The sequence below is a fragment of the Anoxybacillus tengchongensis genome (genome assembly GCF_014201585.1).
Lineage (GTDB): Bacteria > Bacillota > Bacilli > Bacillales > Anoxybacillaceae > Anoxybacillus > Anoxybacillus tengchongensis.
Genome location: NZ_JACHES010000007.1, coordinates 122407 through 146368, shown reverse-complemented (window position 1 = coordinate 146368; position 23962 = coordinate 122407). Strand labels below are relative to the sequence as shown.

General features: G+C 41.0%; 26 protein-coding genes and 1 riboswitch. Of the genes, 12 read left to right on the top strand and 14 right to left on the bottom strand.

The window, feature by feature from the left end; genetic code table 11:
• Positions 1-58: 58 nt before the first annotated feature.
• The 5 genes from HNQ82_RS09425 to HNQ82_RS09405 form a co-directional block, all read right to left on the bottom strand.
• Entirely contained in the window at positions 59-1663 is a 1605-nt protein-coding gene (locus HNQ82_RS09425) for an ABC transporter substrate-binding protein (RefSeq protein ID WP_183249108.1), read from the bottom strand.
• A gap of 47 nt (positions 1664-1710) precedes the next feature.
• Entirely contained in the window at positions 1711-2679 is a 969-nt protein-coding gene (locus HNQ82_RS09420; RefSeq protein WP_183249107.1) for an ABC transporter ATP-binding protein, read from the bottom strand.
• Positions 2654-3667, bottom strand: a complete 1014-nt coding sequence (locus tag HNQ82_RS09415; RefSeq protein ID WP_183249105.1) for an oligopeptide/dipeptide ABC transporter ATP-binding protein — start codon at positions 3665-3667, stop codon at positions 2654-2656. The genes HNQ82_RS09420 and HNQ82_RS09415 overlap by 26 nt, the downstream gene beginning before the upstream one ends.
• 190 nt (positions 3668-3857) lie before the next feature.
• Complete coding sequence (ntdP, locus tag HNQ82_RS09410) at positions 3858-4388, bottom strand: nucleoside tri-diphosphate phosphatase (protein ID WP_055442007.1); 531 nt, start codon at positions 4386-4388, stop codon at positions 3858-3860.
• 99 nt (positions 4389-4487) lie between these two features.
• Positions 4488-4640, bottom strand: coding sequence for a gamma-type small acid-soluble spore protein (locus HNQ82_RS09405; RefSeq protein WP_183249149.1), 153 nt, complete (start codon positions 4638-4640; stop codon positions 4488-4490).
• A gap of 99 nt (positions 4641-4739) precedes the next feature.
• On the opposite strand from HNQ82_RS09405, the gene HNQ82_RS09400 reads away from it, so the two are divergent.
• Complete coding sequence (locus tag HNQ82_RS09400) at positions 4740-4964, top strand: cytosolic protein (RefSeq protein WP_183249102.1); 225 nt, start codon at positions 4740-4742, stop codon at positions 4962-4964.
• Between the two features lie 12 nt (positions 4965-4976).
• Here the strand turns inward: HNQ82_RS09400 and mutY are convergent, their stop codons facing one another.
• Positions 4977-6065, bottom strand: a complete 1089-nt coding sequence (gene mutY / locus HNQ82_RS09395; protein ID WP_183249100.1) for an A/G-specific adenine glycosylase — start codon at positions 6063-6065, stop codon at positions 4977-4979.
• A gap of 55 nt (positions 6066-6120) precedes the next feature.
• Between mutY and HNQ82_RS09390 the strand changes: the two genes are divergently transcribed.
• From HNQ82_RS09390 to HNQ82_RS09380, 3 genes are all read left to right on the top strand, one after another.
• Entirely contained in the window at positions 6121-7098 is a 978-nt protein-coding gene (locus HNQ82_RS09390) for a metal-dependent hydrolase (RefSeq protein WP_183249098.1), read from the top strand.
• Between the two features lie 81 nt (positions 7099-7179).
• A complete protein-coding gene (locus HNQ82_RS09385) occupies positions 7180-7347 on the top strand; it encodes a small, acid-soluble spore protein K (RefSeq protein ID WP_006322049.1) in 168 nt (55 codons plus the stop codon).
• A gap of 1 nt (position 7348) precedes the next feature.
• Entirely contained in the window at positions 7349-7513 is a 165-nt protein-coding gene (locus HNQ82_RS09380; RefSeq protein WP_006322047.1) for a YpzG family protein, read from the top strand.
• A gap of 25 nt (positions 7514-7538) precedes the next feature.
• Here the strand turns inward: HNQ82_RS09380 and HNQ82_RS09375 are convergent, their stop codons facing one another.
• Together HNQ82_RS09375 and HNQ82_RS09370 are read right to left on the bottom strand one after the other, a co-directional pair.
• Positions 7539-7859 (bottom strand): YfhH family protein, encoded by a 321-nt coding sequence (locus HNQ82_RS09375; RefSeq protein WP_183249096.1) that lies wholly within the window; start codon positions 7857-7859, stop codon positions 7539-7541.
• Between the two features lie 54 nt (positions 7860-7913).
• Positions 7914-9560, bottom strand: a complete 1647-nt coding sequence (locus tag HNQ82_RS09370; protein WP_183249093.1) for an L-lactate permease — start codon at positions 9558-9560, stop codon at positions 7914-7916.
• Between the two features lie 157 nt (positions 9561-9717).
• Between HNQ82_RS09370 and HNQ82_RS09365 the strand changes: the two genes are divergently transcribed.
• Positions 9718-10386, top strand: a complete 669-nt coding sequence (locus tag HNQ82_RS09365; protein ID WP_183249091.1) for an SDR family NAD(P)-dependent oxidoreductase — start codon at positions 9718-9720, stop codon at positions 10384-10386.
• A 6-nt stretch (positions 10387-10392) separates the two neighbouring features.
• Here the strand turns inward: HNQ82_RS09365 and recX are convergent, their stop codons facing one another.
• Positions 10393-11193, bottom strand: a complete 801-nt coding sequence (gene recX, locus HNQ82_RS09360) for a recombination regulator RecX (protein WP_183249148.1) — start codon at positions 11191-11193, stop codon at positions 10393-10395.
• A gap of 68 nt (positions 11194-11261) precedes the next feature.
• Here recX and HNQ82_RS09355 point away from each other — a divergent pair, with 68 nt between their 5' ends.
• From HNQ82_RS09355 to HNQ82_RS09335, 5 genes are all read left to right on the top strand, one after another.
• Entirely contained in the window at positions 11262-12170 is a 909-nt protein-coding gene (locus tag HNQ82_RS09355; protein ID WP_183249089.1) for a TIGR01777 family oxidoreductase, read from the top strand.
• A gap of 39 nt (positions 12171-12209) precedes the next feature.
• A complete protein-coding gene (locus tag HNQ82_RS09350) occupies positions 12210-13337 on the top strand; it encodes an amidohydrolase (protein WP_183249087.1) in 1128 nt (375 codons plus the stop codon).
• A gap of 245 nt (positions 13338-13582) precedes the next feature.
• Positions 13583-14140 carry a GNAT family N-acetyltransferase gene (locus HNQ82_RS09345; RefSeq protein WP_032101047.1) on the top strand — a complete coding sequence of 186 codons (558 nt, stop codon included), beginning with the start codon at positions 13583-13585 and terminating at the stop codon, positions 14138-14140.
• 93 nt (positions 14141-14233) lie between these two features.
• A complete protein-coding gene (locus tag HNQ82_RS09340) occupies positions 14234-14362 on the top strand; it encodes a YfhE family protein (protein ID WP_072242748.1) in 129 nt (42 codons plus the stop codon).
• A gap of 68 nt (positions 14363-14430) precedes the next feature.
• Complete coding sequence (locus HNQ82_RS09335; RefSeq protein WP_183242750.1) at positions 14431-14619, top strand: YfhD family protein; 189 nt, start codon at positions 14431-14433, stop codon at positions 14617-14619.
• A gap of 37 nt (positions 14620-14656) precedes the next feature.
• Here HNQ82_RS09335 and HNQ82_RS09330 read toward each other — a convergent pair whose 3' ends face one another.
• The 4 genes from HNQ82_RS09330 to HNQ82_RS09315 all read right to left on the bottom strand — a co-directional run bounded on the left by HNQ82_RS09330 (position 14657) and on the right by HNQ82_RS09315 (position 19156).
• Positions 14657-16348, bottom strand: coding sequence for a methyl-accepting chemotaxis protein (locus tag HNQ82_RS09330; RefSeq protein WP_183249085.1), 1692 nt, complete (start codon positions 16346-16348; stop codon positions 14657-14659).
• A 109-nt stretch (positions 16349-16457) separates the two neighbouring features.
• A riboswitch (cyclic di-GMP riboswitch) is annotated at positions 16458-16546 on the bottom strand.
• Positions 16547-16746: 200 nt separating this feature from the next.
• Positions 16747-16935 (bottom strand): YgaP family membrane protein, encoded by a 189-nt coding sequence (locus HNQ82_RS09325; RefSeq protein WP_183249083.1) that lies wholly within the window; start codon positions 16933-16935, stop codon positions 16747-16749.
• A 68-nt stretch (positions 16936-17003) separates the two neighbouring features.
• A complete protein-coding gene (locus tag HNQ82_RS09320; protein ID WP_281380812.1) occupies positions 17004-17609 on the bottom strand; it encodes a Crp/Fnr family transcriptional regulator in 606 nt (201 codons plus the stop codon).
• A 101-nt stretch (positions 17610-17710) separates the two neighbouring features.
• A complete protein-coding gene (locus tag HNQ82_RS09315; protein WP_183249080.1) occupies positions 17711-19156 on the bottom strand; it encodes a protein adenylyltransferase SelO in 1446 nt (481 codons plus the stop codon).
• 217 nt (positions 19157-19373) lie between these two features.
• On the opposite strand from HNQ82_RS09315, the gene HNQ82_RS09310 reads away from it, so the two are divergent.
• Complete coding sequence (locus HNQ82_RS09310; protein ID WP_183249078.1) at positions 19374-20234, top strand: RpnC/YadD family protein; 861 nt, start codon at positions 19374-19376, stop codon at positions 20232-20234.
• Between the two features lie 73 nt (positions 20235-20307).
• Entirely contained in the window at positions 20308-20538 is a 231-nt protein-coding gene (locus HNQ82_RS09305; RefSeq protein WP_183249075.1) for a hypothetical protein, read from the top strand.
• 82 nt (positions 20539-20620) lie between these two features.
• Here the strand turns inward: HNQ82_RS09305 and HNQ82_RS09300 are convergent, their stop codons facing one another.
• Positions 20621-23962 (bottom strand): DEAD/DEAH box helicase family protein, encoded by a 3342-nt coding sequence (locus tag HNQ82_RS09300; protein WP_183249073.1) that lies wholly within the window; start codon positions 23960-23962, stop codon positions 20621-20623.

Below are 23962 nucleotides of genomic sequence, written 5' to 3'. Positions count from 1 at the left end.
ACTCCTTTCTTACATGATGGAAAGGGAGAGGATTCCCTCCCCTCCCTCAACACAAATGTTATTTAAACTGTACTTTTGTAAATTTATCCGTTCCTGTCGGATGCGGATTAAATCCTTCAATGTTTGCTTTCCCTGCTAACAATGGTGTTGAGTGTACAAGCGGAATCCATGGTGCGTCTTCTTTAATAATTTCTTGCGCTTTTTTGTACAATTCGTTACGTTTGTTTTCATCGCTAACTGTTTGCGCTTCGATTAAAATGTTGTGCAACTCATCGTTCGAATAGTACGTGTAGTTGTTGCTACCGATGCTGTCTTTATCAAGTAGCGCATATAAGAAGTTGTCAGCGTCACCGTTATCACCTGTCCAACCAAGCAAGAACGCATCTGCTTCTCCTTTTGCTACTTTATCTAAGTATGTTGCCCATTCATATGTTACGATTTTTGCTTTCACACCAATTTTTGCGAAGCTTGCTTGTAATGCTTCCGCTACTTTTTGTCCATCTGGCATGTATGGACGCGGAACAGGCATAGCCCATAATTCCATTTCAAATCCGTTTGGATAGCCAGCTTCTGCAAGTAATTGTTTCGCTTTTTCTAAATCATACGGATAATCTTGAATCGCATCGTTATAGCCAGGAATACTTGGTGGCAATGGGTTTTTCGCAGGTTGTGCTTGACCCGCATAAAACGCATCAATGATCGCCTGTTTATCTACTGCATGATTCAATGCTTGACGAACAAGTTTATTGCCTAACGGACCACGTGTAACCGTTAATCCAACATAGCCGACGTTCATCGAAGGACGTTTAAACACTTGGAAATCTTTATTTCCTTCTACTTGCGCTAAATCAGAAGGATTCAAATCTTCCATAATATCAATCTCGCCTTTTAACAATGCATTCAAACGAGCAGAGTTATCTGGAATCGATACGAAAATTAATTTATCAAGTTTTGGATGCCCTTCTAACCAATATTCTTTATTTTTCTCAAGCACGATACGCTCATTGCGCTTCCACTCTTTAAAGACGAATGGACCTGTCCCGACAGGATTTTCACCAAATTTATCGCCATATTTTTTAATTGCTTCAGGGCTAGCAATCGCAAACGGTACCATCGCAAGATTTTTTAAGAATGGAGCTTGCGGACGTTTTAAAACAAACTGTACAGTATGCTCATCTAACGCTTTTACTTCTTTAATAACATGTCCTTCATCATTTTTGTATCCACCAAACATGGAGCCGTAGTATGGGAACGTATCCGCATTACCGTTTGCCCAACGCTCAAAGTTAAATACAACAGCTTCCGCGTTAAAATCTGTTCCGTCATGGAATTTCACACCTTTACGAAGCGTAAACGTATAGGTGAGTCCATCTGGGGAAACTTCCCATTTTTCTGCTAATGCTGGTTGAATCGACGTGTCGCCATCATTGTAATCTAACAATGTGTCAAAAATATTTTTCGTGACTTTAAACGATTCACCATCTGTTACTGTCGCTGGGTCTAACCCAACAGAGTCGCCACCGCGTCCATAGACGAGTGTCGTTTGCTTTTCAGCTTCTTCTGTTTTTTCTCCACCTGTTTGTTCCGACTTGCCGCAACCTGCAAGCGCAGTCGCTGCCACAAGAAGAAACGTGAGCATGGTTAATAACCACTTTTTCTTCATTTCTTTTCCCCCTTAGTGAAATAATATATTTCATCACTTAGCCATCCTTATGTATAAAGATGGCAAGCGACGTAATGCCCTTGTTCAACTTCTTTCCATGCTGGTTTTGTCGTTTTACAAATATCCATACATGCTTGACATCGTGTATGAAAAGCGCATCCTGCTGGCGGATTCGATGGACTCGGTAAATCTCCGCTAAGCAGTTGCTTTTCTTTTTTATATTCTGGATCTGGAATCGGAACGGCTTCAAGCAATGCTTGGGTGTATGGGTGTTTCGGATTGCGGTATACATCCTCGCTGTTAGCCAGCTCGACCATCCGCCCTAAATACATGACGCCAACGCGATCGCTAATATGGCGAACAACACCAAGGTCATGAGCGATAAAAATATATGTCAAACCAAACTCTTTTTGTAAGTCTTCTAGCAAATTCAGCACTTGGGCTTGAATAGACACATCAAGTGCTGAAACAGGCTCATCCGCAATAATGAGCTTCGGTTTCGTCATCAATGCGCGAGCGATGCCGATGCGTTGCCGTTGCCCTCCGCTAAATTGGTGCGGATAACGTTTGGCATGATAGCTACTTAATCCGACGACTTCTAACATCTCACGCACTTTTTTTCGCCGCTCTTCTTTTGAACCGATTCCATGAACAATGAGCGGTTCTTCTAAAATTTTTTCGACTGTATGGCGCGGATTAAGCGATGCAAATGGATCTTGAAAAATCATTTGCATATCGCGGCGTACTTTTCTTAATTGTTGTGGGGATAGCTTCGTCACTTCTTCATTTTCAAATACAATAGATCCTTCTGTCGGTTCAATGAGCCGCAAAAGCATTCGTCCTGTCGTTGATTTTCCACAGCCACTCTCTCCGACGATGCCTAACGTTTCCCCTCTGTAAACAGAAAACGATAAGTCATCAACCGCTTTCACTTGACCGATTTGTTTATTAAACAAACCTGCCATAATCGGAAAATATTTTTTTAGTCCTTTAACTTGTAGTAACGGTTCGTTCATGGATCGTATGTTCCTCCTTTGCATACAAAAAGCAACGCGCACGATGTCCTTGTTCTACTTCGTATAAATCAGGATTTTCGGAAAAACATCGCTCGAATGCTTGTTCACATCTTGCCGCAAAACGACAACCGTGTTTAATAGAACCCGGTTTGGGCACGCTTCCCGGAATAGAATATAAACGTGCTTTTCTTTCCCGAATATCTGGAACGGAACGAATAAGCCCAATTGTATACGGATGTTTTGGATGGCGAAAAATTGTTTGAACGTCTCCTTCTTCAATAATTTTTCCCGCATACATCACAACGACGCGATGGCACATTTCTGCAACAACGCCTAAGTCGTGCGTAATCATCATAATTGCTGTGCCGAATTGTTCGTTTAACTGCTTCATCAAATGTAAAATTTGCGCTTGAATCGTCACATCTAAAGCGGTCGTTGGCTCGTCGGCAATTAATAAAGACGGGTTGCATACCATGGCCATCGCAATCATGACGCGCTGCCGCATGCCTCCAGATAGTTGATGTGGATATTCATCAATCATCTCTTCGGCACGAGGTAAACCAACAAGTTTCAACATATCAATGGCTCGCTTCCGCGCTTCTGCCTTGCTTATTTTTTGATGAATGCGAATCGCTTCAATCATTTGATTGCCAATGGTAAAAAGCGGGTTTAATGACGTCATCGGCTCTTGGAAAATCATCGCAATTTCATTTCCACGTATTTCTTTCATCCTTTTTTCCGATGCTCGCACAATATTTTCATCTTTAAACCATATTTCTCCATCTGTAATTTTCCCAATTCCTTTCGGCAACAATCCCATAATAGAAAGCGATGTCACACTCTTTCCACAGCCCGATTCGCCAACAATACCTAAAATTTCACCTTTATTTATGTAAAAGTCCACTCCATCAACCGCAGGAACTTCCCCTTCGTCTGTGAAAAAGCACGTTCTTAAATTTCGGACTCGTAAAATGGCCTCGTCCCCCACAGAAGCCCCTCCTTTTATATACAGAAAATTTATATTTTTAAAATAACTTTTTATATACGTTTCAAATTATTACATGAATATTAAAAAAATACAATAAAAAATTCAAAAAATTTCATCATTGTTGAAAAAAAATAAAAAACAACGGCTGTAAACGAGTAACCGTCGTTTTTAACAAATATATGTATCGTTTTCACTTTCCATACATAATAAACTTTTTATACCAATGTTCGACCACTTCGGGAGCAAACGGTCCCTTTTTTTCTGTAATCCATTGAACTAATTTTTGAATATTATTTTTTAAAATTTTATCAATAATTTCAGGGTAGCCCATTTGTTTGCGATGTCGTTCATATTCATCACGATCTAATATTTCATATTGACCGTTCGGAAATACTTTAATGTCTAAATCATAATCAATATATTTCAGCGCTTCCCCATCCCAAACGTAAGGCGAGCTCATATTGCAATAGTAATACACACCTTCTGGACGAATCATGGCAATAATGTTAAACCAATGTTCTGCATAAAAAAAACAAATGGCCGGCTCACGCGTCACCCACGTTCTCCCATCTGATTCTGTCACAAGTGTACGATCGTTGCCACCGATCACTTCATCTTCGCTTCCTTTTAAAACGACTGTTTCTTTCCATGCACGATGGATATGACCATCATGTTTATAACTATGAATTTGAATGATCGCCCCTGTCTGTGGATAATCCATACATATTCCCTACTTTCATTCGACGCTTTTTCCTCTATTATAACGTTAATAAGCGAGGAAGAAAAAGAGCATCGGACGAAAACCGATGCCCTTTGCGCGTTATTGATTTTTCTTTGCTTCTGATTTTGCGTTTTGTTGTTTAACATGTTGAACATCTGTTTCAGTTGAAAACTCTGTTCCATACTGGCCAGCATTTTGTTGTTTAACATGTTGAATATTTGTTCCTGCTGCTGTTTTGTTTGGTTTCACGATACTCACCTCCACGCTTATTACTTTGTATCATTCGCTCAAAAAATATCCATATGAATAATTTTTGTTTTGCTTCCTACACTACATAAAGAGGTGAGAATAATGTATATTGGCCGCGATTTAGCAGCTTTGCAAATGATTTCAAAACAGGAGTGGAAAGATAGCGAGTTAGCATTTTTTCATCATGCCCTTCAACAAGTAACGCCGTATTTAAATGCCGAAGGACAAACGATGCATCGTGAAATTATTGAAGAAATTGAAGCAAGAGGCGGTTTACAGCGAAACGAAGCCACATATACAAATGGAACACGCATATTTTATGAGTAAAGGCAAACGCCTTTACTCATACGCTTGCCATATTTTTTGATATATGACTGGAAAGGCATACTGTTTTAGTTCATCGGCTGTTACCCATTTGGTCGTTTTCCTATCGATCTGCAATTGAAGTGCCTTTGCTTTATATGCTTCAATATGCCAGACGATATGGGAAAATACATGCTCGAATGTATCGATTCGTTCCATCGAGCGGATTAAAACATGGTATCGTTCACTTATTTCTTTTATAAATTCCTGTTCATTCAATGTCGGAGCGTGTTCGTCATTTGGAAGTTGCCAGAGATTAGCAAGTAATCCGCTACTTGGTCGCTTTTCAATTAGTATACGCCCTTCTTCGTTAACAAGTACGACAGCACGAAAGGCCACGTGCTTTGGCGCTTTCGCTTTCGTTTTTATCGGTAGCTGTTTTTCTACCCCTTCTGCAAACGCGCGGCAGTGGCGTTGAACGGGACATAATAAACAACTTGGATTTTTCGGCGTACAAATAAGTGCACCAAGTTCCATTAACGCTTGATTAAAATCAGACGGATTGTCATGTGCAATAATATGGGATACAATTTGTTCAAACTTTTTTCTTGTACTCCCTTTCGCAATGTCGTCTGTAATATAAAAAATACGCGATAATACTCGCATCACATTTCCATCTACCGCAGGCTCAGGAATATCGTAAGCAATGCTTAACACCGCTCCAGTTGTATATGGTCCAACGCCCTTTAATGAAGAAAATTGTTCCTTAGACGCTGGCACACGTCCACCGTACTTTTCTTTTACTTCTTTTACAGCTGCATGTAAATGGCGAATACGGGAGTAATATCCGAGCCCCTCCCACACCTTTAACACTTCTTCTTCCTCCGCGTCAGCTAACGCGTCTAAAGTCGGGAACTTTTCAATAAACTGATAAAAGTAAGGGATGACCGTATCAACACGCGTTTGTTGCAGCATAACTTCTGATACCCATATTTTGTATGGATCTTTTTCTTTACGCCACGGTAAATCACGTTTCTCCGCTTGAAACCACTGAATTAAATCGTGCTGAAATAACTCAATATGAAAATGTGCCAATATTTGTTGTAAATTTTCTTTCACGTTCATTCCTCCAAGGTGGTAAACTAAAAGTAAGTTCAATCGGAAAAAGGGGGCCTTTTATTTGGATACTGGTACACACGTTTTGATGGGGTTTGCATTAGGTGGATTAGCTACGCTAGATCCAACAATCGCTCATGATCCGACACTTGCTCACGCTGTGCTCATCGGCACGCTCGTTGGCTCGCAAGCACCTGATATCGACACGATTTTAAAATTAAAAAATAACGCCAAATATATTCGCAACCATCGTGGCATCACTCACTCTATCCCTGCCTTGTTTGTTTGGACGTTGCTCATTAGCGTCGTTCTTTTTTATGTGTATGACACGTCTTTTTTTCATGTAGCGCTTTGGACATGGATTGCCGTTAGTTTACATGTATTTGTTGACATTTTTAATTCGTATGGTACGCAAGCGTTACGTCCTTTCTCAAAGAAATGGATTGCCCTCGGCATCATTAACACATTCGATCCATTTATTTTTATTATCCATGTCGCTGGTGTTGTATTATGGCTGAGCGGACACCATGCAGGATATACGTTTCTTTCAGTTTACATCGTGCTCATTGGTTACTATATCATTCGCTATCGTCAACAACAAGCGATAAAACAAAAATTAAAACAAATGTTCTCGGATGTCGAACAAATCATTACCGTACCGACAATAAAATGGAACGAGTGGCATTTAGCTGTCACGACATCGACCCATTTTTACGTTGCGCGAGCACAAAGCGGGGCAATCGATGTACTTGACATTTTTGAAAAATGTCCGATCCCAAATATCCAAGTCATTGAAAAAGCAAAGCAAGATGACAATTTAGCTGCCTTTTTGTCATTTTCGCCCGTATATCGTTGGGAAATTCATGAATATGACGATCATTATGAAGTGCGTTTCATTGACTTACGATATCGAAGCAAAGATTATTATCCTTTTGTTGCGGTCGTACAACTTGATCGCAACCTCAATATCGTTAGTTCATATACAGGTTGGATTTTTAGTGAGAAAAAATTGCGCAAAAAACTAGAACTTATTCCAAGCTAAAGTAGGCGTAAAGTCATCCGTCTCGACAAATACTATACGTGTGCTTTGAAAGCACGAAATGAACGTCTAGGGGGACTAACATTGAGCAATAAAGAACGCGGCTTTCCGAATCAAAACAACGAAAAATTAGAAGGCGAGCCACGCGCAAAAGCGGAATACGCATCGAAACGTGCGAACGGCACAATTAATACGCACCCTCAAGAACGAATGCACGCATCAAGTCAACGTGGCGACATCGAGGAGGAATAAAATGGGTAAACATTGGCGTAAAAAATTTTATGATAACCGTTATTCCGATCCTTTTCCACAACCATGGGCAAACCCGAAACACGCCCATGCGCAAGTAAACGGTGAAACACAACAATCGCAAAGTTTAATGATTTTACATTCTGAAGTAAGCAAACGGAAAATTTAAAATGAAAAAGAGGTTGACAAGCGTGTCAACCTCTTTTCTTTAACAACGAAATCGGTAGCGCGACTTCTATGTTTGGATCGTTTAAACGATAGCCCCATGCGAAAACGCCGTTCATATATTGAAGTTTAAATAACGACTGCGGGTCCCCTTCAATTTCATAAAATTCCCCTGGTTGAAAATCATTTGGATTTAACAAATACGCTTTCGCCATCGCGATTTTTCGTTCATATACCGCGTATTCGTTCACCATTCCCATTTGTTCAGCTTTCCGTGCTTTTTCAGTTAACGTGGCGATCTCTTGTTTTAATTCCCATTCGCTCATTTCACTATACCGTTTTTGTTCCATTCTCCCCACTCCAACTTTATGACTAATTCACCCTCATCGTATCATAAAGCGAAGCTAAAATACATAGATCAAAATAAGGCTAAAAATTCCCGTCATCAATACGTAATAAAGCATCGGAATGAGCGTCATACGAATGATTGTCCCTTCTTTTCCAGCTAAACCGACGACGGAAGCGGCAGCAACAACGTTTAATACACAAACCATATTCCCTGCATTCGCCCCTAACATTTGTCCAGCGATAACGATATGATGAGGTACTTGAATTTGATCAGCAATGCTAAATTGAAATAATGAAAACATCATGTTACTAAACGTTGCACTACCTGAAATAAATGAACCGAGCGCCCCAATTAAAGGAGCAACTAACGGCCAAGCCGCACCAACCGCCCCTGCGACCATCGATGCTAGCTCAATCGGCATACTTGCAAGCCCGGCGTCATTTATACCGGAGTTAATGAAAATTCGAACCATCGGCACCGCCGTTCCGAGCGCAATGGCGCTACCGATGAGCGTATATGCCGATTGTTTTACTGTTTCCACCACATCTTCGCGCTTCATTTTATGCATAAACACTGTAATGAAGATGACGACAAGAAAAATCGTTCCCGGTAAATATAACGGCTCAATCGATGTGCTAATGTTCGTTCCTAAAATGTTGTTAAACTGTAGTTTTACCGAACGAAGCCATGTTTTTAACGGTAAGTTTTGAAGGCGAGTTAACACTAAAATAAGCGCAACTAAAATATACGGCATCCATGCAAGTAAAAGCGGCATGTCACTTTTTTGCACGTTCGTTACTTGTTCATGTACATCTGTTTTCTTAAAATCCCACGGCTCTTTCGGTAACAAAAAACCTTTTTTCGCCGCTGGGACGACGATCGCTAAACCGATTAATCCACCGATCATCGATGGAAACTCTGGTCCGAGAAAAGAAGCAACGAGAAACGCAGGAACGGTAAAACTAAGCCCTGCAAATAAGGCAAATTTCCAAATTTCTAATCCTTCTTTCCACGAACGATTTTCACCAAAAAAGCGCGTTAAAATAAGCACTAAAATAAGCGGGATAAACGTACCGATAATAATATCAAACGACACTGCTTGTTTAGCTAATGTTTGAAGAAATGATGATAAATCCGCTGTGCCGATAACATGTTGCACTCGTTCGGCAACAGAGTTTCCTTCCCGAAGCCCTTGATCGACCCCGACAATAATCGGTGTGCCGACAGCTCCGAACGAAACAGGGCTACTATCTGCAACGAGGGCAACAACAACCGCTGCAAGTGGCGGAAAACCTAAAGCGACAAGAAGCGGAGCACCGATCGCTGCAGGCGTTCCAAAGCCTGCAGCACCTTCAATAAAAGCACCAAACAACCATGCAATAATGATAACTTGCACACGGCGGTCACGCGTAATGCCTAAAAATCCACTTCGAATCGTATCCATTGCTCCACTTTTTGTCAACGTGTTTAACAATAAAATTGCACCAAAAATAATCCATAAAATTGAGATTGCTACAATGACGCCTTCAATTGTGGCAGCTGCTACTTGAATGCCGGGCATTTTCCAAACAAACAACGATAAAACAACGGTAATTAAAAAACTAATCGGCATCGCTTTGGCCGCTGGGAGACGCAGTAAAACGAGAAAAATAAAGACAGCTAATACCGGTGTAGAAGCTGTAATCACTTGTAAAAAGCTCATATTGTTCCCCTTTCTTTGTTGTAATATAATGACATAAGACATTATACTACATATTTGTGCATATATTCACAATGACATTTGACTACTTCTTGACAACTGTTTATGTATACGTTTTCCTTGTTTTTGTAAATATATCACATACGGAAGGATGAAAATCATGGAAAGTATCGTTATTACAGGAGCTGGGACAGGGCTCGGAAAAGAACTTGCGCTTTTATATGCACAAAAGGGATACGAAATCATTTTAGTCGGGAGAAGAAAAGAACCATTGCAATGTGTTCAACAACAAATTGAATCATGTAAAGGAAAGGCAGTCGCTTTCCCGCTTGATATTACAAATTATGAACAAGTGCACCAAACAGCTGAAGCACTTTGTCATACATACAACATTACGATGCTTATTAACAATGCAGGCATTGGCCATTTCGGCCCACTAGAACAAATGACGGAGCAACATATTCACGAAATGATTGATACTAACGTCAAAGGCACGATATATATGACAAAAGCATTTCTTCCATATTTTAAAACGTTACCTGAAGCCAATATCATGAACATTATTTCAACAGCCGGTTTGCGCGGTAAAGTAAACGAAAGTGTATATGTCGCAAGTAAATTTGCTGTACGCGGTTTTAGCGAAAGTCTCGTAAAAGAGCTGGCGGAAACAAACGTCGCTGTGACGGCTGTATATATGGGCGGTATGAATACACCGTTTTGGGACGATTCTAACCATATTCAAGACCGTTCCCGCCTTCGCTCACCAAAACAAGTAGCAGAAACAATTATAAACGAATATAAACGACAAGCAGAAATTATTGTGGAATAGGAGGAATTAGTCCTCCTTTTTCTTTTCTAAAAATTTTTCAATTAACGAAAGCGAAAAACCTTTTCGGTACAATGCTTGTTTCATTTTTTGTTCATACGTATAACGGTCATATGTTTTGTAGCGACGATGTGCCTTTTCCCCGTGATACATGAGCGCTTCCCATTCCGCTTCGTCATTTGCCGCCACATGTTGTTTTGCCACTTCAACAATATGCGAAGGAAAACCTTTCATATGCAACAATTGCGCAACATATAATTTTTGTTCTTGATGCGACCGTTTTTTCGATTGCTTATTTATTTTTTCAATCCATTTGATCGCTTTATGTCGTTGCATATCTTCCGTATAACGTTCCATCGCTTTTGCGATCACATCGTCACTTATCCCTTTATCCATTAGCTCTTTATAAATCACATAAGGACCTTTCAACGTTGTGTTCACTTGTGTCTGCACGTATGCATGTGCAAATTGTTCATCGTCTATGTATTGCTCATGTTGTAGTTTTACAATCACTTGTTCAATCGTTTGGGCAGCTATGTCTTTTTTTGCTAAATAATCAACCACTTCTCGTTTCGAGCGCATGCGATAAGCTAAAAAACGAAGGGCCAACTTATACGCTTGTTTTTCGTCATCTTTTTTCATCATCTCTGCCCATTGCTCTCGGGTTACTGTCATTCCCTTTTTCATTCGGTATTCAATTAGTATATCTTGATCAACAGAAACCATTTGTTTACCGCCATCTTCTTTGACAAAATGAACGTAAAAACGTTCAGCATTTTTTCGGTCTACTTCAATTTTTTCAATCCACATCATGAAAACACACCTTTTCTTTCTTTTTTTCTTTGAGCAACGCATAATAAAGGAAAGGAGGGAAAATAATGAATATTTTGATTGCTGGGGGTACTGGGTTTGTCGGCAAGGCGTTAACGACATATTTTTCACAAAACGGGCATCATACGTATATATTAACGCGAAATGCACAAAAACGGGAGAACGATCCGTATATTCATTATGTACAATGGCTAACGGAGGACACTAACCCTTATGAACAACTATCTTCCATTGATGTGGTTGTCAATTTAGCTGGTGAATCGATTAATAGCGGACGCTGGAATGAAACAAGGAAGCGAGTAATTATGGAAAGTCGATTACAAGCAACACACGCGATTTATGATCTGATCGCCAAAATGAAGAAAAAACCGAACGTTGTCATTCAAGCAAGCGCAATCGGTATTTACGGTACATCGCTCAACGAAACATTTACAGAACGTCATGAAATAATGGGAACAGACTTTTTAGCACAAACAGTAAAACGATGGGAAGAAGCTGGGCAACGTATTGCATCACTTGGCGTGCGCACTATATTTATGCGCTTTGGCATTATTTTAGGGAAGGGTGGAGGAGCTCTTCCACGCATCATTCTTCCTTACAAATGGTTTATCGGTGGAACGATTGGAAGCGGGAAGCAATGGATGTCGTGGGTACATATAGACGACGTCATTGGCGCAATCGATTTTGCCATTCGTCATGAAAGGATCTCTGGTCCGGTCAACGTCACCGCTCCATCCCCTGTGACGATGGAACAGTTCGGAAAAACAGTCGCTAACGTTCTACATCGCCCACATTGGCTCCCTGTTCCATCCTTCGCTCTCAAACTATTGTTAGGGGAAATGAGCATGCTTGTGTTGGAAGGACAGCGTGTCATCCCAGAAAAATTACTTCAAACAGGATATCATTTTTCATTTCCAACTGTTGATCGGGCGCTTGTGAACATACTACAATCGTGACGAATACACTATTCGAAAAAGGAAATAAAGGAGTCTAGCATGAAAAACATATTGCTCAAATACGGTACAGTATATCCAATTACATCTCCTCCGATGAAAGGAGCAGATGTACGTATTGAAAATGGAAAAATTGCAGAAATCGGTTACAACCTTTCAGTTAACGAACAAACAGAAATCATTGACGTAGCAGGAAAATACGTCTTTCCGGGGTTTATCGACGTGCATACACACCTTGGTTTATACGACGAAGGAACAGGATGGGCGGGTAACGATGCAAACGAAACAATTGAAACGATGACTCCGCATGTACGTGCTATTGATAGCGTATATCCGCTTGATCCTGGTTTTCGTGATGCGATCGAACACGGCATCACAACGGTTCATATTATGCCTGGAAGTGCGAACGTCATCGGCGGAACGACAGCAGTCATTAAAACACACGGAAAAAATGTGGCAAACATGATCATCAAACAACCAGCTGGCTTAAAAATTGCACTCGGTGAAAATCCGAAACGCATGCATAGCCAAGGGAATAAAGAGTCACTCACGCGCATGGGCATTATGGGAATGCTCCGTGAAACGTTTTACAACGCTAAATATAGCGATTGTCCACGCGATTTTCGCACCATTCCAATCATTCAAGCATTAAATCGTGAAATTCCGATTCGTGTTCATGCCCACCGTGCTGATGACATTTTATCGGCCATTCGTCTAGCAGATGAGTTTGGGCTTGACTTGCGCATTGAACATTGTACAGAAGGGCATCTCATTGCGGAAGAACTTCAAGGTAGAAATTTGCATGTCTCCGTTGGGCCGACACTCACACGCCGCTCCAAAGTGGAGTTAAAAAACAAAAGTTGGAAAACGTATAAAATTTTATCCGATGCCGGCGTTCATGTCTCCATTACAACAGACCATCCGTACACGCCAATTCAATATTTGCACATTTGCGCTGCCATTGCTGTACGTGAAGGTCTTGATGAACAAAAAGCGCTCGAAGGCATTACGATTTTACCAGCACGTAACTTAGGAGTAGATGACCGTGTCGGCAGCTTAGAAATTGGAAAAGATGCTGATATTGTCGTTTGGAATTATCATCCTTTTCATTATCTTTCTACCCCTATCCTCACCATGATAAATGGGGAAATAATATACAAAAAAAATTAATAAAAAAACTATTTATTTTTTACATCGTTTCAAGTATGATATAAAAGGTTATACACGAAATATATACGTTCAAAATTATATACTGATGCGACAGTAAGGGAAGGCAAATGGTGCGCCACCAGCAATACGCTGGTTCTAGTGGGTTCGATTCCCACCCCGAAATTTTTTGATTTGCATAAATTAAAAAATTTCGAGGGTGGCTCGTTCCCTATGGTCGACTGCCCTCGTGAATGGAGGGAAATCCGATGTTAAAAAAACGCGAACTGCAAGATTGTCAAGCGTTGTATGAACTTATGGTGCACCCGGACGTCTTCCCTTTCGTGCGCCATAAAGCATATTCATACGAAGAGTTTTTATTTATTACAAAACAAACGATTGAAGCGGAAGAACGCGGTGAACTCATTTCGCGCACTATTTTAGATGAGTGGGGCAATCCAATTGGAACGATTAACTTATTTGATATTGAGGATGGCGCTGGCTTTTTAGGCACATGGCTCGGAAAGCCGTATCACGGAAAAGGATACAACCAACTTGCTAAAGACGCCTTCTTTAACGAACTGTTTTATGAACGTTCCATCAACACAATCTTCATGCGCATTCGCAAAGTCAACGTCCGCTCCACAAAAGCTGCCGAAAAACTTCCTTACGTCACCCTTGCTAATGAAACGAGAAAACCATTATGGGAAGCCATTAATCAAGGTGAAGACATATATAACTTGTATGAAATTTCTAAGGACAACTATACGTTATATGCGATGCGCCAACAAAAAGTCGATGACGAACAACAATTAAAAGAAGCGTAACCTGTTCTGTGCGAACAGGTTTTTTATTTGGATAATTTTTTATTTTTCTGTTCATAATGTTAACGTGACATTTTACAAAAGCGAGGGATACATATGACTGACAAAAAGAAACGTGAGAAAACGAAAAGTACGCTCTCTAGCGCACAAGAAGTGACATATGCTCGCGACTTTAAACGAGCAGATCAAGCAGGTGGATTTACTGACAAACATGCTCGCCATTAACAACATTGTCCATTCATTTTTTTCGCTATTCGTCACATGCTAGTAGCGAAAGAAAGGAGGCGACACATATGGGACGTTCACGTGGTCAAAAAGCGCGCGATAAAAACAAATCAAAAATGCCACAAGTACCAAAAACGATGAAATCAGACGGTCACGATGTCGAGTTTTCTGCCGAATTTGCCGATCATGAAGATTTAGAGGCACAAGCACGTGCTGAAGCAGCTGGCATTCGCCAAAGTAAAAGAAGAAAATCATAAAATAAAGAGAAGGTGTCCCGAAAATTCTAGGGACACCTTAAACTTTAAACGTAGAAACCGCATTGCGTAGTTTTTCTGCCATTTCAGCTAACGATGTAGCTGCTGATGTTACTTCTTCACTTGATGCTAGCTGTTCTTCAGAAGATGCGGAAATTTCAGCCGTCCGTTCAACGAAGTGTTTCGCAATCGACGATACTTCATCCATCGAAGCATGCACTTGATGAACACCGGCCGACATTTGTTCAGAAACCGCTGATAGTTCTTGAATTTGGGCATTTACTTGTTCAATCGAGCGCAAAATTTGCGCAAAAAATGTTCCTGTCTCTTCTACTAATTTTGTTCCTTGTTTCACTTCTTCCGTTCCTTTTCCAACAATACTTACAACATGGCCTGTATTTTGTTGAATCATTTCAATTAATTGTGCAATTTGATTTGCAGACTCACGCGACTGTTCTGCCAATTTACGCACTTCGTCTGCTACAACGGCAAACCCTTTTCCGTGTTCGCCTGCTCGTGCCGCTTCAATGGCTGCGTTAAGCGCCAATAAGTTTGTTTGTTCAGCAATACCGACGATGACATCGACAATTTTTCCGATTTGTGCTGATTTTTCATTTAGCTCTTTAATTACTGTATTCGTTTCGTTTGTCGACTGGTTAATTGTATTCATTTGCATAACGACTTTTTGTAAATATTGCTGTCCGACAGTCGCTTGTTTCGTTGTCTCCGTCACAGAATTCGCTACAACGGTAGCCGTTTGAGCCATTCGCTCAATTCCTGTTGCCATCTCACCAATAGCTTCCACGCTTTCTTCTGCATGTTTTCCTTGCATTTCTGCCCCTTGGGCTACTTCTTGAATAGCTGTCGTTACTTCTTCTGTCGCTGCACTTGCCTGCTCCGCGCTTGCCATGAGCTCTTGTGCCGAAGCAGACACATGCTCGGTTGCTGCACTTACTTGTTGAATAAGCTGTTTCAAGTTGTGAGCCATTCGATTAAACGACTTCGCCAATTCACCAATTTCATCTCGGTTCGTCACATGAATGTCATCAACTGACAAATCACCGTGCGCAATTTTTTCAGCATGATCGGAAATTTGTTTCACTGGTCTTGCAATCTTTTCGCTAATATATAACGCAATGGCAATACTTACAAAAAAGGCAATGCCCATCGTTATAAGCGTCATATATTTCATATCTTTTGCTTGTTGTGATAACGTTTCGCTCATTTTCTGCAAATGTTCGCCTTGTGCCGCTCGCGCTTGCTCCCCCGCTTCAGTTACTTCTAACGTAATGGCATTGCCTCGCTCTTTCATGAGACGTGAAATTTCATCCATTTGACCTTGCTTTTTGAACTCCATCGCCTGTTTCGCAATATCACGATAGTCTTGCTCTGCTTTTACTAAACGATCAATGGCTTGCTTTGCTTTCGCCTCTAACTGTAATGATGCCATTTTCTCTTGATTATCCGCAAACTCGCTCGCTGCTTGTTCAAATGCGGTTAAACTTTCAGGCTTTCCGTTAATTAAATATCCCCGTACAGCAATTTGTTCACGCAACACCGCATTTTGCATATTTGTAACAACATTCATGCGCACAAATCCTTCTTTCATCGCATTGGAATACTGTTCATCGATTTGCTCTAGCCTATTATATGTAAGCATACTTACGACAAAAAATAACAATAATACTGAAAGAAACGCCACAATTAATTTTTTTCTCACCGTTAAACTCATGATGCTTTCCCCCTGTCGTAATAAAATAAAAAAGCTGCCCAAACAAAGTAAGTAGAGGCAGCTATAGTTTAACGTATCCAGAGAATGGAACCTTCTTATACTTCACAAGAAGGGCAACTGGCTGGCATATCTATACACATAGACGTAGCCCCTATAGCTTTGCGCCCTACCCTTTCGAGTAGTTTGCCGATTATTCAATTTTTTACATTTTCATTTTATCACAACAACTATGAAAAAAGAAGTAGGTAGTTGTGACTAAAAGGGCAACATTTTATATCGTCAATATATAACAAACGAAATTTACCTTTAACAAAAATATTTTATGTTCTATTAATAAGCGGGCGTCTATGGGCGGCTTTTTTCAGTTCAACGGAAAATAGCCCAAGCATTTGCCTAGGCTATTTTTTCGTTGTGTTGATTCGAAACGGTACATAGAGCGGACAAAATCTTATAAATGCCGTAGCAATCAGAACAACTCCTAAAATGCCAACATATTTGATATTTCCTTCGAGGAAAAATAATCCTAATAACGCAATTCCTAATACAAAACGAATCATGCGATCAACTGAACCAACATTAGCTTTCATTTTCTTTTCCTCCTCTCATCTTTCTATCTTTATCATAGAGGAAAAAAGCGAATCGCTCCGTGATAAAATCACATTGTCGCAAATTTGTCACATAGTCTCTCTTTGTCCACAATCTTTACTTTTCCACGCGCGAGTTGAACGTATCCTTCTCGCTCGAGCTGTTTTAAAATGCGGCTGACAACTTCACGCGCTGTTCCAAGCTCGATCGCAATATGCTCATGCGTCATCTCGATCATATTTGTTTTATTTTTCTTGCATCTGTCAAGCAAAAATTCAATGAGACGCTTATCCATTTTTTCAAATACGATATGCTCGATCATTTGCATCATCGCCATAAACCGATTCATCATCATATCATAAACAAATGTTTGTAGCTGTGTGTTTGTTGCCATCATCGTCGCAAACGTATCTTTTGGAACGATCATCGCTTCCGCATCTTCTTCCACAATTGCCGTCGCTGGAAAAGGTGAATGCGACAATACGCTTGAAATGGTCAACACGCACGACTCGCCGCGACATACGCGATATAAATTGACTTCTTTTCCGTTTTCCCCAATCTTCGCTACTCGGATGACGCCAGAAACGATGAAGGCTACATGTTCGCACATATCCCCCTCCCGAAAAACAATGGTTCCTTTCGGGAGCTTTACGTTTATGTATACATTGTCGTACAAAAATGGAAACAATATTTCTCCCCCTCTCCTTTCTTAATATTACAACGTACCAATCGCCCCTTTCCATACAAAAAAACTTCCCCAAAATAGGAGAAGTTTTTCTAAGTCCCACAAAACGTCCGATACGGTCGGGCAGACGGTGCAGGGGGCTTGGCGTATTCTTCTTGCTCTTTCGTGTAGGCATACGGATATTTCAACACGTGAAGCAGTCGCTCCATGACCGTATCGTCCCCATACTCGACCGCTGCCGCAAGCGCTTCTTCAACACGATAGTTGCGCGGAATGATCGCAGGGTTGTGTTGCCGCATTCGTTCATGTACTTCATCTTTTGTGATGTCTTGGCGGGCAATTCTTTGTTGCCAACGTACATACCAGTCACGAAACTCTTTTTCGTTGAAATTCCATTCATCTAGCGTTAACGCGCGAAACGTATTCGTATAGTCTGCCTGATAGGTGTACATGAGATGAAGCAATTCACCGATAAGCTTTTTATCTTCCTCTTCTTCCGTGCAAAGTCCAAGCTTCGCGCGCATCCCTTGCAGCCAATACGTTTCATACAACGTCGGAAATTGAGCGATTACTTCTTGCGCTAGTTCAATTGCTTTTTGTTCTTCGTCATGTAAAAGCGGCAAAAGGCTTTCTGCAAAGCGTGCGATGTTCCATCCAGCAATATACGGCTGATTGCCATACGCATACCGCCCTTGCGTATCAATGGAACTAAACACCGTCTTCGGGTCGTACACGTCCATAAATGCGCACGGTCCGTAATCAATCGTCTCGCCGCTAATCGTCATATTATCCGTATTCATCACCCCATGAATGAACCCGACTAATTGCCATTTCGCCACAAGCGCCGCCTGCTTTTTCATCACTTCTTCAAGTAAAAAAACATAGCGGTTGGAGGCGTGTTCAACATCCGGGTAATGTCGCTTTATCGCATAATCGGCTAATTGTTGCAATTCCTCTTTCGATAAAAAACGAGCCGCATATTGAAACGTCCCGACACGCAAATGGCTCGCTGCCACGCGCGTCAAAATCGCCCCTGGAAGTTCCGTTTCTCGAATAACAACTTCCCCTGTCGTCACAACGGCTAAACTGCGCGTCGTCGGAATACGAAGCGCATGCATCGCCTCGCTAATGATATACTCACGAAGCATCGGTCCAAGCGCTGCCCGACCATCCCCACCGCGCGAATACGGCGTCCGCCCCGAACCTTTCAGCTGAATATCGACTCGCTCCCCACTTGGCGTCACATGCTCCCCAAGCAAAATGGCGCGCCCATCGCCAAGCATATTAAAATATCCGAACTGATGCCCCGCATACGCCTGCGCCAAAGGCTCCGCCCCTTCAGGCACACGATTTCCAGCAAACACCGCCACCCCTTCTTCACTCGCCAACGCCTCTCTATTTAATCCAAGCTCCTCCGCAAGCGAACGATTGAGCACAACAAGCTTCGGATCACGAACAGACGTTGGACGCATCCTCGTAAAAAACCGCTCAGGTAAACGAGCATAGCTATTATCAAAGTTCCAGTTGGCGTTCAACATATTTCCTCCCCGCATGAAATGTTCCTGTCCAACACTTGTTCTTTTTTCACTGCTTCTCACTCCATACACAAAAATTGTAGTTCTATTTTGTTTTTCAGTATACCCCATTTTCCTTAACAACGCTGCGGTGACGGATTGTTATGACAAAATTCTAACAAATGATGACAATGAAAGGAGGCAACAGGTATAATAATAGTAAAAAGCGGGGGGCAACAAAATGGCGCACGGAATATCGTATCACGCTAAAGATATTTTGTTTAAGTCGCTAAGCGAATTGTATCGTAATCAAGCGCTTGATGTGTACGGTCTCCATGACCTTCCGAAAATTAAAGCACTTCTGCCGAACGAATTCCCAGCAGTGCGAGCTGATGAAAAGCGTTCTGACACATTATTTCTTCTCGAAGACGATTCTATTCTCCTACTCGAATACGAAAGCAATGAACGGTTTATCGACAATCATCTGAAATACCTCGATTATGCTTACCGGATTTTGTACACATACTATAAACAAGAAAAACAACTGAGACACATTCGTATCGTGGTCATTTATACAAGTGATGTCACACGAAAATATGAACAATTTTACGCTGGTGATGTATTTCTTTCTTCCAAAGCCGTGCTGCTTTCTGAGTACAACGGTGATGCAATTTTTGCAACGATCGAAGAAAAAATTTGCAACAATGAACCGCTAACAGCAGAGGAAACGATGAAGCTCATTCTCGTTCCGCTTATGCATAGCCGTTTTGACCGACAAATGATGATTGAAAAAACGATTGAATTGGCAAAAAATATTCACAACGAACAAACACAATTGCACGTCATTGCTGGCATTTTAACCGCTACCGATAAGTTTATTGACGAACAATATGCACAAAAAATAAAGGAGTGGATGAAAATGAACAAAGTCATGCGCTTACTTGTCGAAGAATTTGAGCAAGAAAAAGAAAAAGAAGTGCACGAAAAAACACTTGAAATAGCAAAAAATTTATTAGACGTACTACCGATTCACGAAATTGCAAAACGAACAGGGCTTACAATTAGCGAGGTTGCTGATTTGGCGAAGAAAATGGAGAAATAATAGCATATCGATGATGTCGCTTTTCGTGTATGGTGCGATGACTATGCATAAAAGTGCAAAGGGGCTCATGTCTATGACCATTCCAAAAGAAATCGAAATTATGGTTCAGCATATTATTCGTGAACTTATTGTCGAATTTGGAAAATGTGAAACTGAAGCAAAAGAGCTTATCCAAAAATCAGATGTCGTTCGGTCGTTAATGAGTGATCCAATGGGCTTTCACGAGCCTCCTTACAATTGGGCTTTAAGCATACTAACCGATGCAAATGATATAGAAACGTTAGAAAAATATTTACGCCACTAATACCCCCAGAGAACAAACAGCGTGCTCTCTGGGGATTTATTTTGGCTTTTTTATACGAAAAAAGCGGAAAAGTTAAATCGTCCTATGCTCCGACAATATCTTCTGAATTTCGGTTAATTTCATCAATAATGCTGATAAGTTTACGTGCATCATCTAAGTTATCTTTAAACAGATCGACAATGCTTCCGACCGTTTTAAACGGTTCTTCTTGCAATACTTTTTTGTCCATCACGCCATTTTTCACAAAGTAATCAACGATCAATTTGACAAAGCGGCTTTGGTGAATGTTTAGCCGTTCGCTTGATAAAAATTCGGAAAATGCCTCGTTAGCTGCTTGTGGGGCAAGCCCGACCGTTTTGCGCACAAGTTTCATAATGGGTGTATCCCCAAATTCTTTTTCATAATCGGCTTTCGTCCCGAGTTCGTTCCAAAGAATATGTTCTAACGTGCGTAAATCTTGTACCGTTAACTTTTTATTATGGCGCAGTTTGTAAATCGCTAACTGGTCGCGATGTTCGTGAAGGTAATGCTCGACTTTTTTGCGATAATTTCTTAAGTCATTTACTTCTAACATCGAGCCATTTTCTTTCACTTCCAACACTTGATCTTTGAAATTCGTGTAGTAAATTTTTCTCGTTTCTCGTTCCAGAAATTTCACTAATTCACGCAACGCTTCACGAACAGCTTCTAGTTCAAAAAGATCCGCTTCTTTCCAAAACTCTTCCGTCTGCACTTTTTCAATAATATATTTTTGTTCCGCGACTTGAGGAATTGAACCGAGCTTAGATAACGCCTCTGCGGTGCGAATCACACTCCGAATCGGTTTTGTGGCGTTTTTCGTTTGCAGTTTTGCTAGTTCAATCGTATACATAAGTAAATCAAACCGCTTTGCAAATTCATCATCACTAAGCGGAACAATAAGCGGTGCAATGTATTGTTGAAGCTCATTGACATCTATCGCCGTCAACGAATCCCAATTCGCGCGATTTTTAAACTTATGCACATATTGAATGGATTGCCTTACACGAAAGCTTTCTTCGTTTAACTTCTTGATTTGTACAAGTACATCATCAATTAATTCGTTGCGATAAGAAATATATTCTTCCTCTTGGTAACGTAAATGTTGGAGCTCTTTAATCATTTCCACTTTGGCGTTAAACAAACGCTCCGTTAAACTCTCTCCTATCTCCCCGTCGATCCCTTTCGGGTTTTCGCGGAAAAACTCAAAGTTCCCACAATAATCAAAAATAAGAAAATGCGTTTTATCTTGACCGATGCCTAATAAATCTTTACATAAACGCGTGCCGCGTCCGATCATTTGCCAAAACTTCGCTTTCGAACGAACTTTTTTGAAAAAAACAAGATTGACGACTTCTGGAATATCAACTCCTGTGTCAAGCATATCAACGGACACGGCAATTTGCGGCAATTTGTTTCGATCTGAAAAATCATCAATTAACGTTTGGTAGTAATTGACGCTATAATCAATGACGCGCGCAAAGCCGCCTTTATATTCAGGATACAATCGATCGAAGCGCGCGACAATCCGTTCTGCGTGGTGGTGATTTTTCGCAAAAATAATCGTTTTGCCGAGTTTGTCCCCACCTTCGACGCGAATTCCTTTCTCCATTAGGTTTCTTAATACTGTATCAATCGTATCATCGTTAAACAGCCATTCGTTTAATGCGGCACTGTCAATATCCTCGCCCACTTCGTCGTCAAACGTTTCTTCATATCGTTCTTTTTCTTCATCAGATAAGTCATCGTAACGAATGCCTTCTTCGAGAAACTTGAGCGTTGTTTCAATCGTCCGATAATCGACTAAATAGCCGTCTTGAACGGCTTGATCTAGCTCATAGGCATAGGTCGGCACACCGTTTTCTAAATCAAACACTTCATACGTATTGCGGTCAATCTCATCTTTTGGTGTGGCGGTCAGCCCAAGCAATATGGCGTCAAAGTAGTCAAAAATCGCCCGATATTTTTTATAAATGCTGCGATGCGATTCATCGACGATAATTAAATCAAAATGTCCGACGGTAAATAAACGTTTGCCGTCTTTTCGCTTCGCTTCGTCAATCGCGTTCATCATCGTTGGATATGTCGAAAATACCATACGGCTTTCTTCTGGGTTATCTTTGTTGTCAAGCAAATTACATAGCGTTAAATTTGGAAGCAGGTGGCTAAAGTTATTTTTCGCCTGTGTGACAAGCGTTTTCCGATCAGCTAAAAATAAAACATTTTTTACCCAATTGTGACGCGTAAGCACATCAACAATCGCGATCGCTGTTCGCGTTTTGCCACTCCCCGTCGCCATAACAAGCAACGCTTTGCGTTGTTTTTTCTCCAGCGCATCACATACCGCTAGCACTGCTTCTTTTTGATAGTAACGATTGATGATGTTTTCATTCATTTGCACATCGTTAAAAGACTTTTTCATCGTCCGACGATCAATAAGCAAGCTTAATTCTTCCTTATTGTAAAAGCCGGAAACTTTCCGCGCTGGATAATGAAGGTCGTCCCAAATATACGTTTCAAAACCATTTGTGTAAAAAATAATCGGGCGTTGACCGTGCATGTTTTCGATGCAGTCAGCGTATAACTTCGCCTGTTGTTTTCCTTTATTCGGGTCAGCGGTTGTTCGCTTTGCTTCGATAACCGCAAGCGGCTTGCCATTATTGCCAAACAAGACGTAATCGACATAGCCGACCCCTTCTTGATTCGGCATGCCAACGACAGGATATTCGACAACAACGTCTTTTTGAAATTCCCAGCCCGCTAGTTTCAATTCGAGATCAATATATGTTTTTCTCGTTTCATGTTCGCTTAATTCATCGACATGAAAATCGTACTCTTCCGTATTCGCTTCCCTTTTGGCGGTGAGAAGCGCGCGAAGTTTTTCGTTTTCTTTCATCATTTCTTCAAGACGTTTGTCTTTCGAACTTAACCGTTCATATAAATCTTTTAATTCTTCTGGTCGCTCGCGCTTTTCTTCTCCGATTGGCAACAATGATTCATCAAAGTCTGCCGCTGTATACTCATCGGAATAACAATAGTCAATCCAAGAAACAAATTGATGAAGATGATGCAACGAAAGAATCGCTTCTTCTCTTGTAATCATCGCATTTGTATGAACCGCAACATTTCCTAACTTCACAATATAGCGCAATAGCGGCAACAACTCTTCGTCCATAATTTCCATAAACCCATGATCATGAATTAAGCTCGATAAATTGTCTTGATACGGCGCTTTTAACGCGCTATCAAAGCTGTACACCCACTTCACCGCAAGCTCCAGCGCCCGGCGCGTCAAAATCGCGCACGTCGCTGGACTCACCACTAAACTTTTCTCCGCCTCGACACACGCATTCGCAAAACTTTCGTAATGAGGTTTGCCTACTAAAAAATGAAAGTTGGATAACAC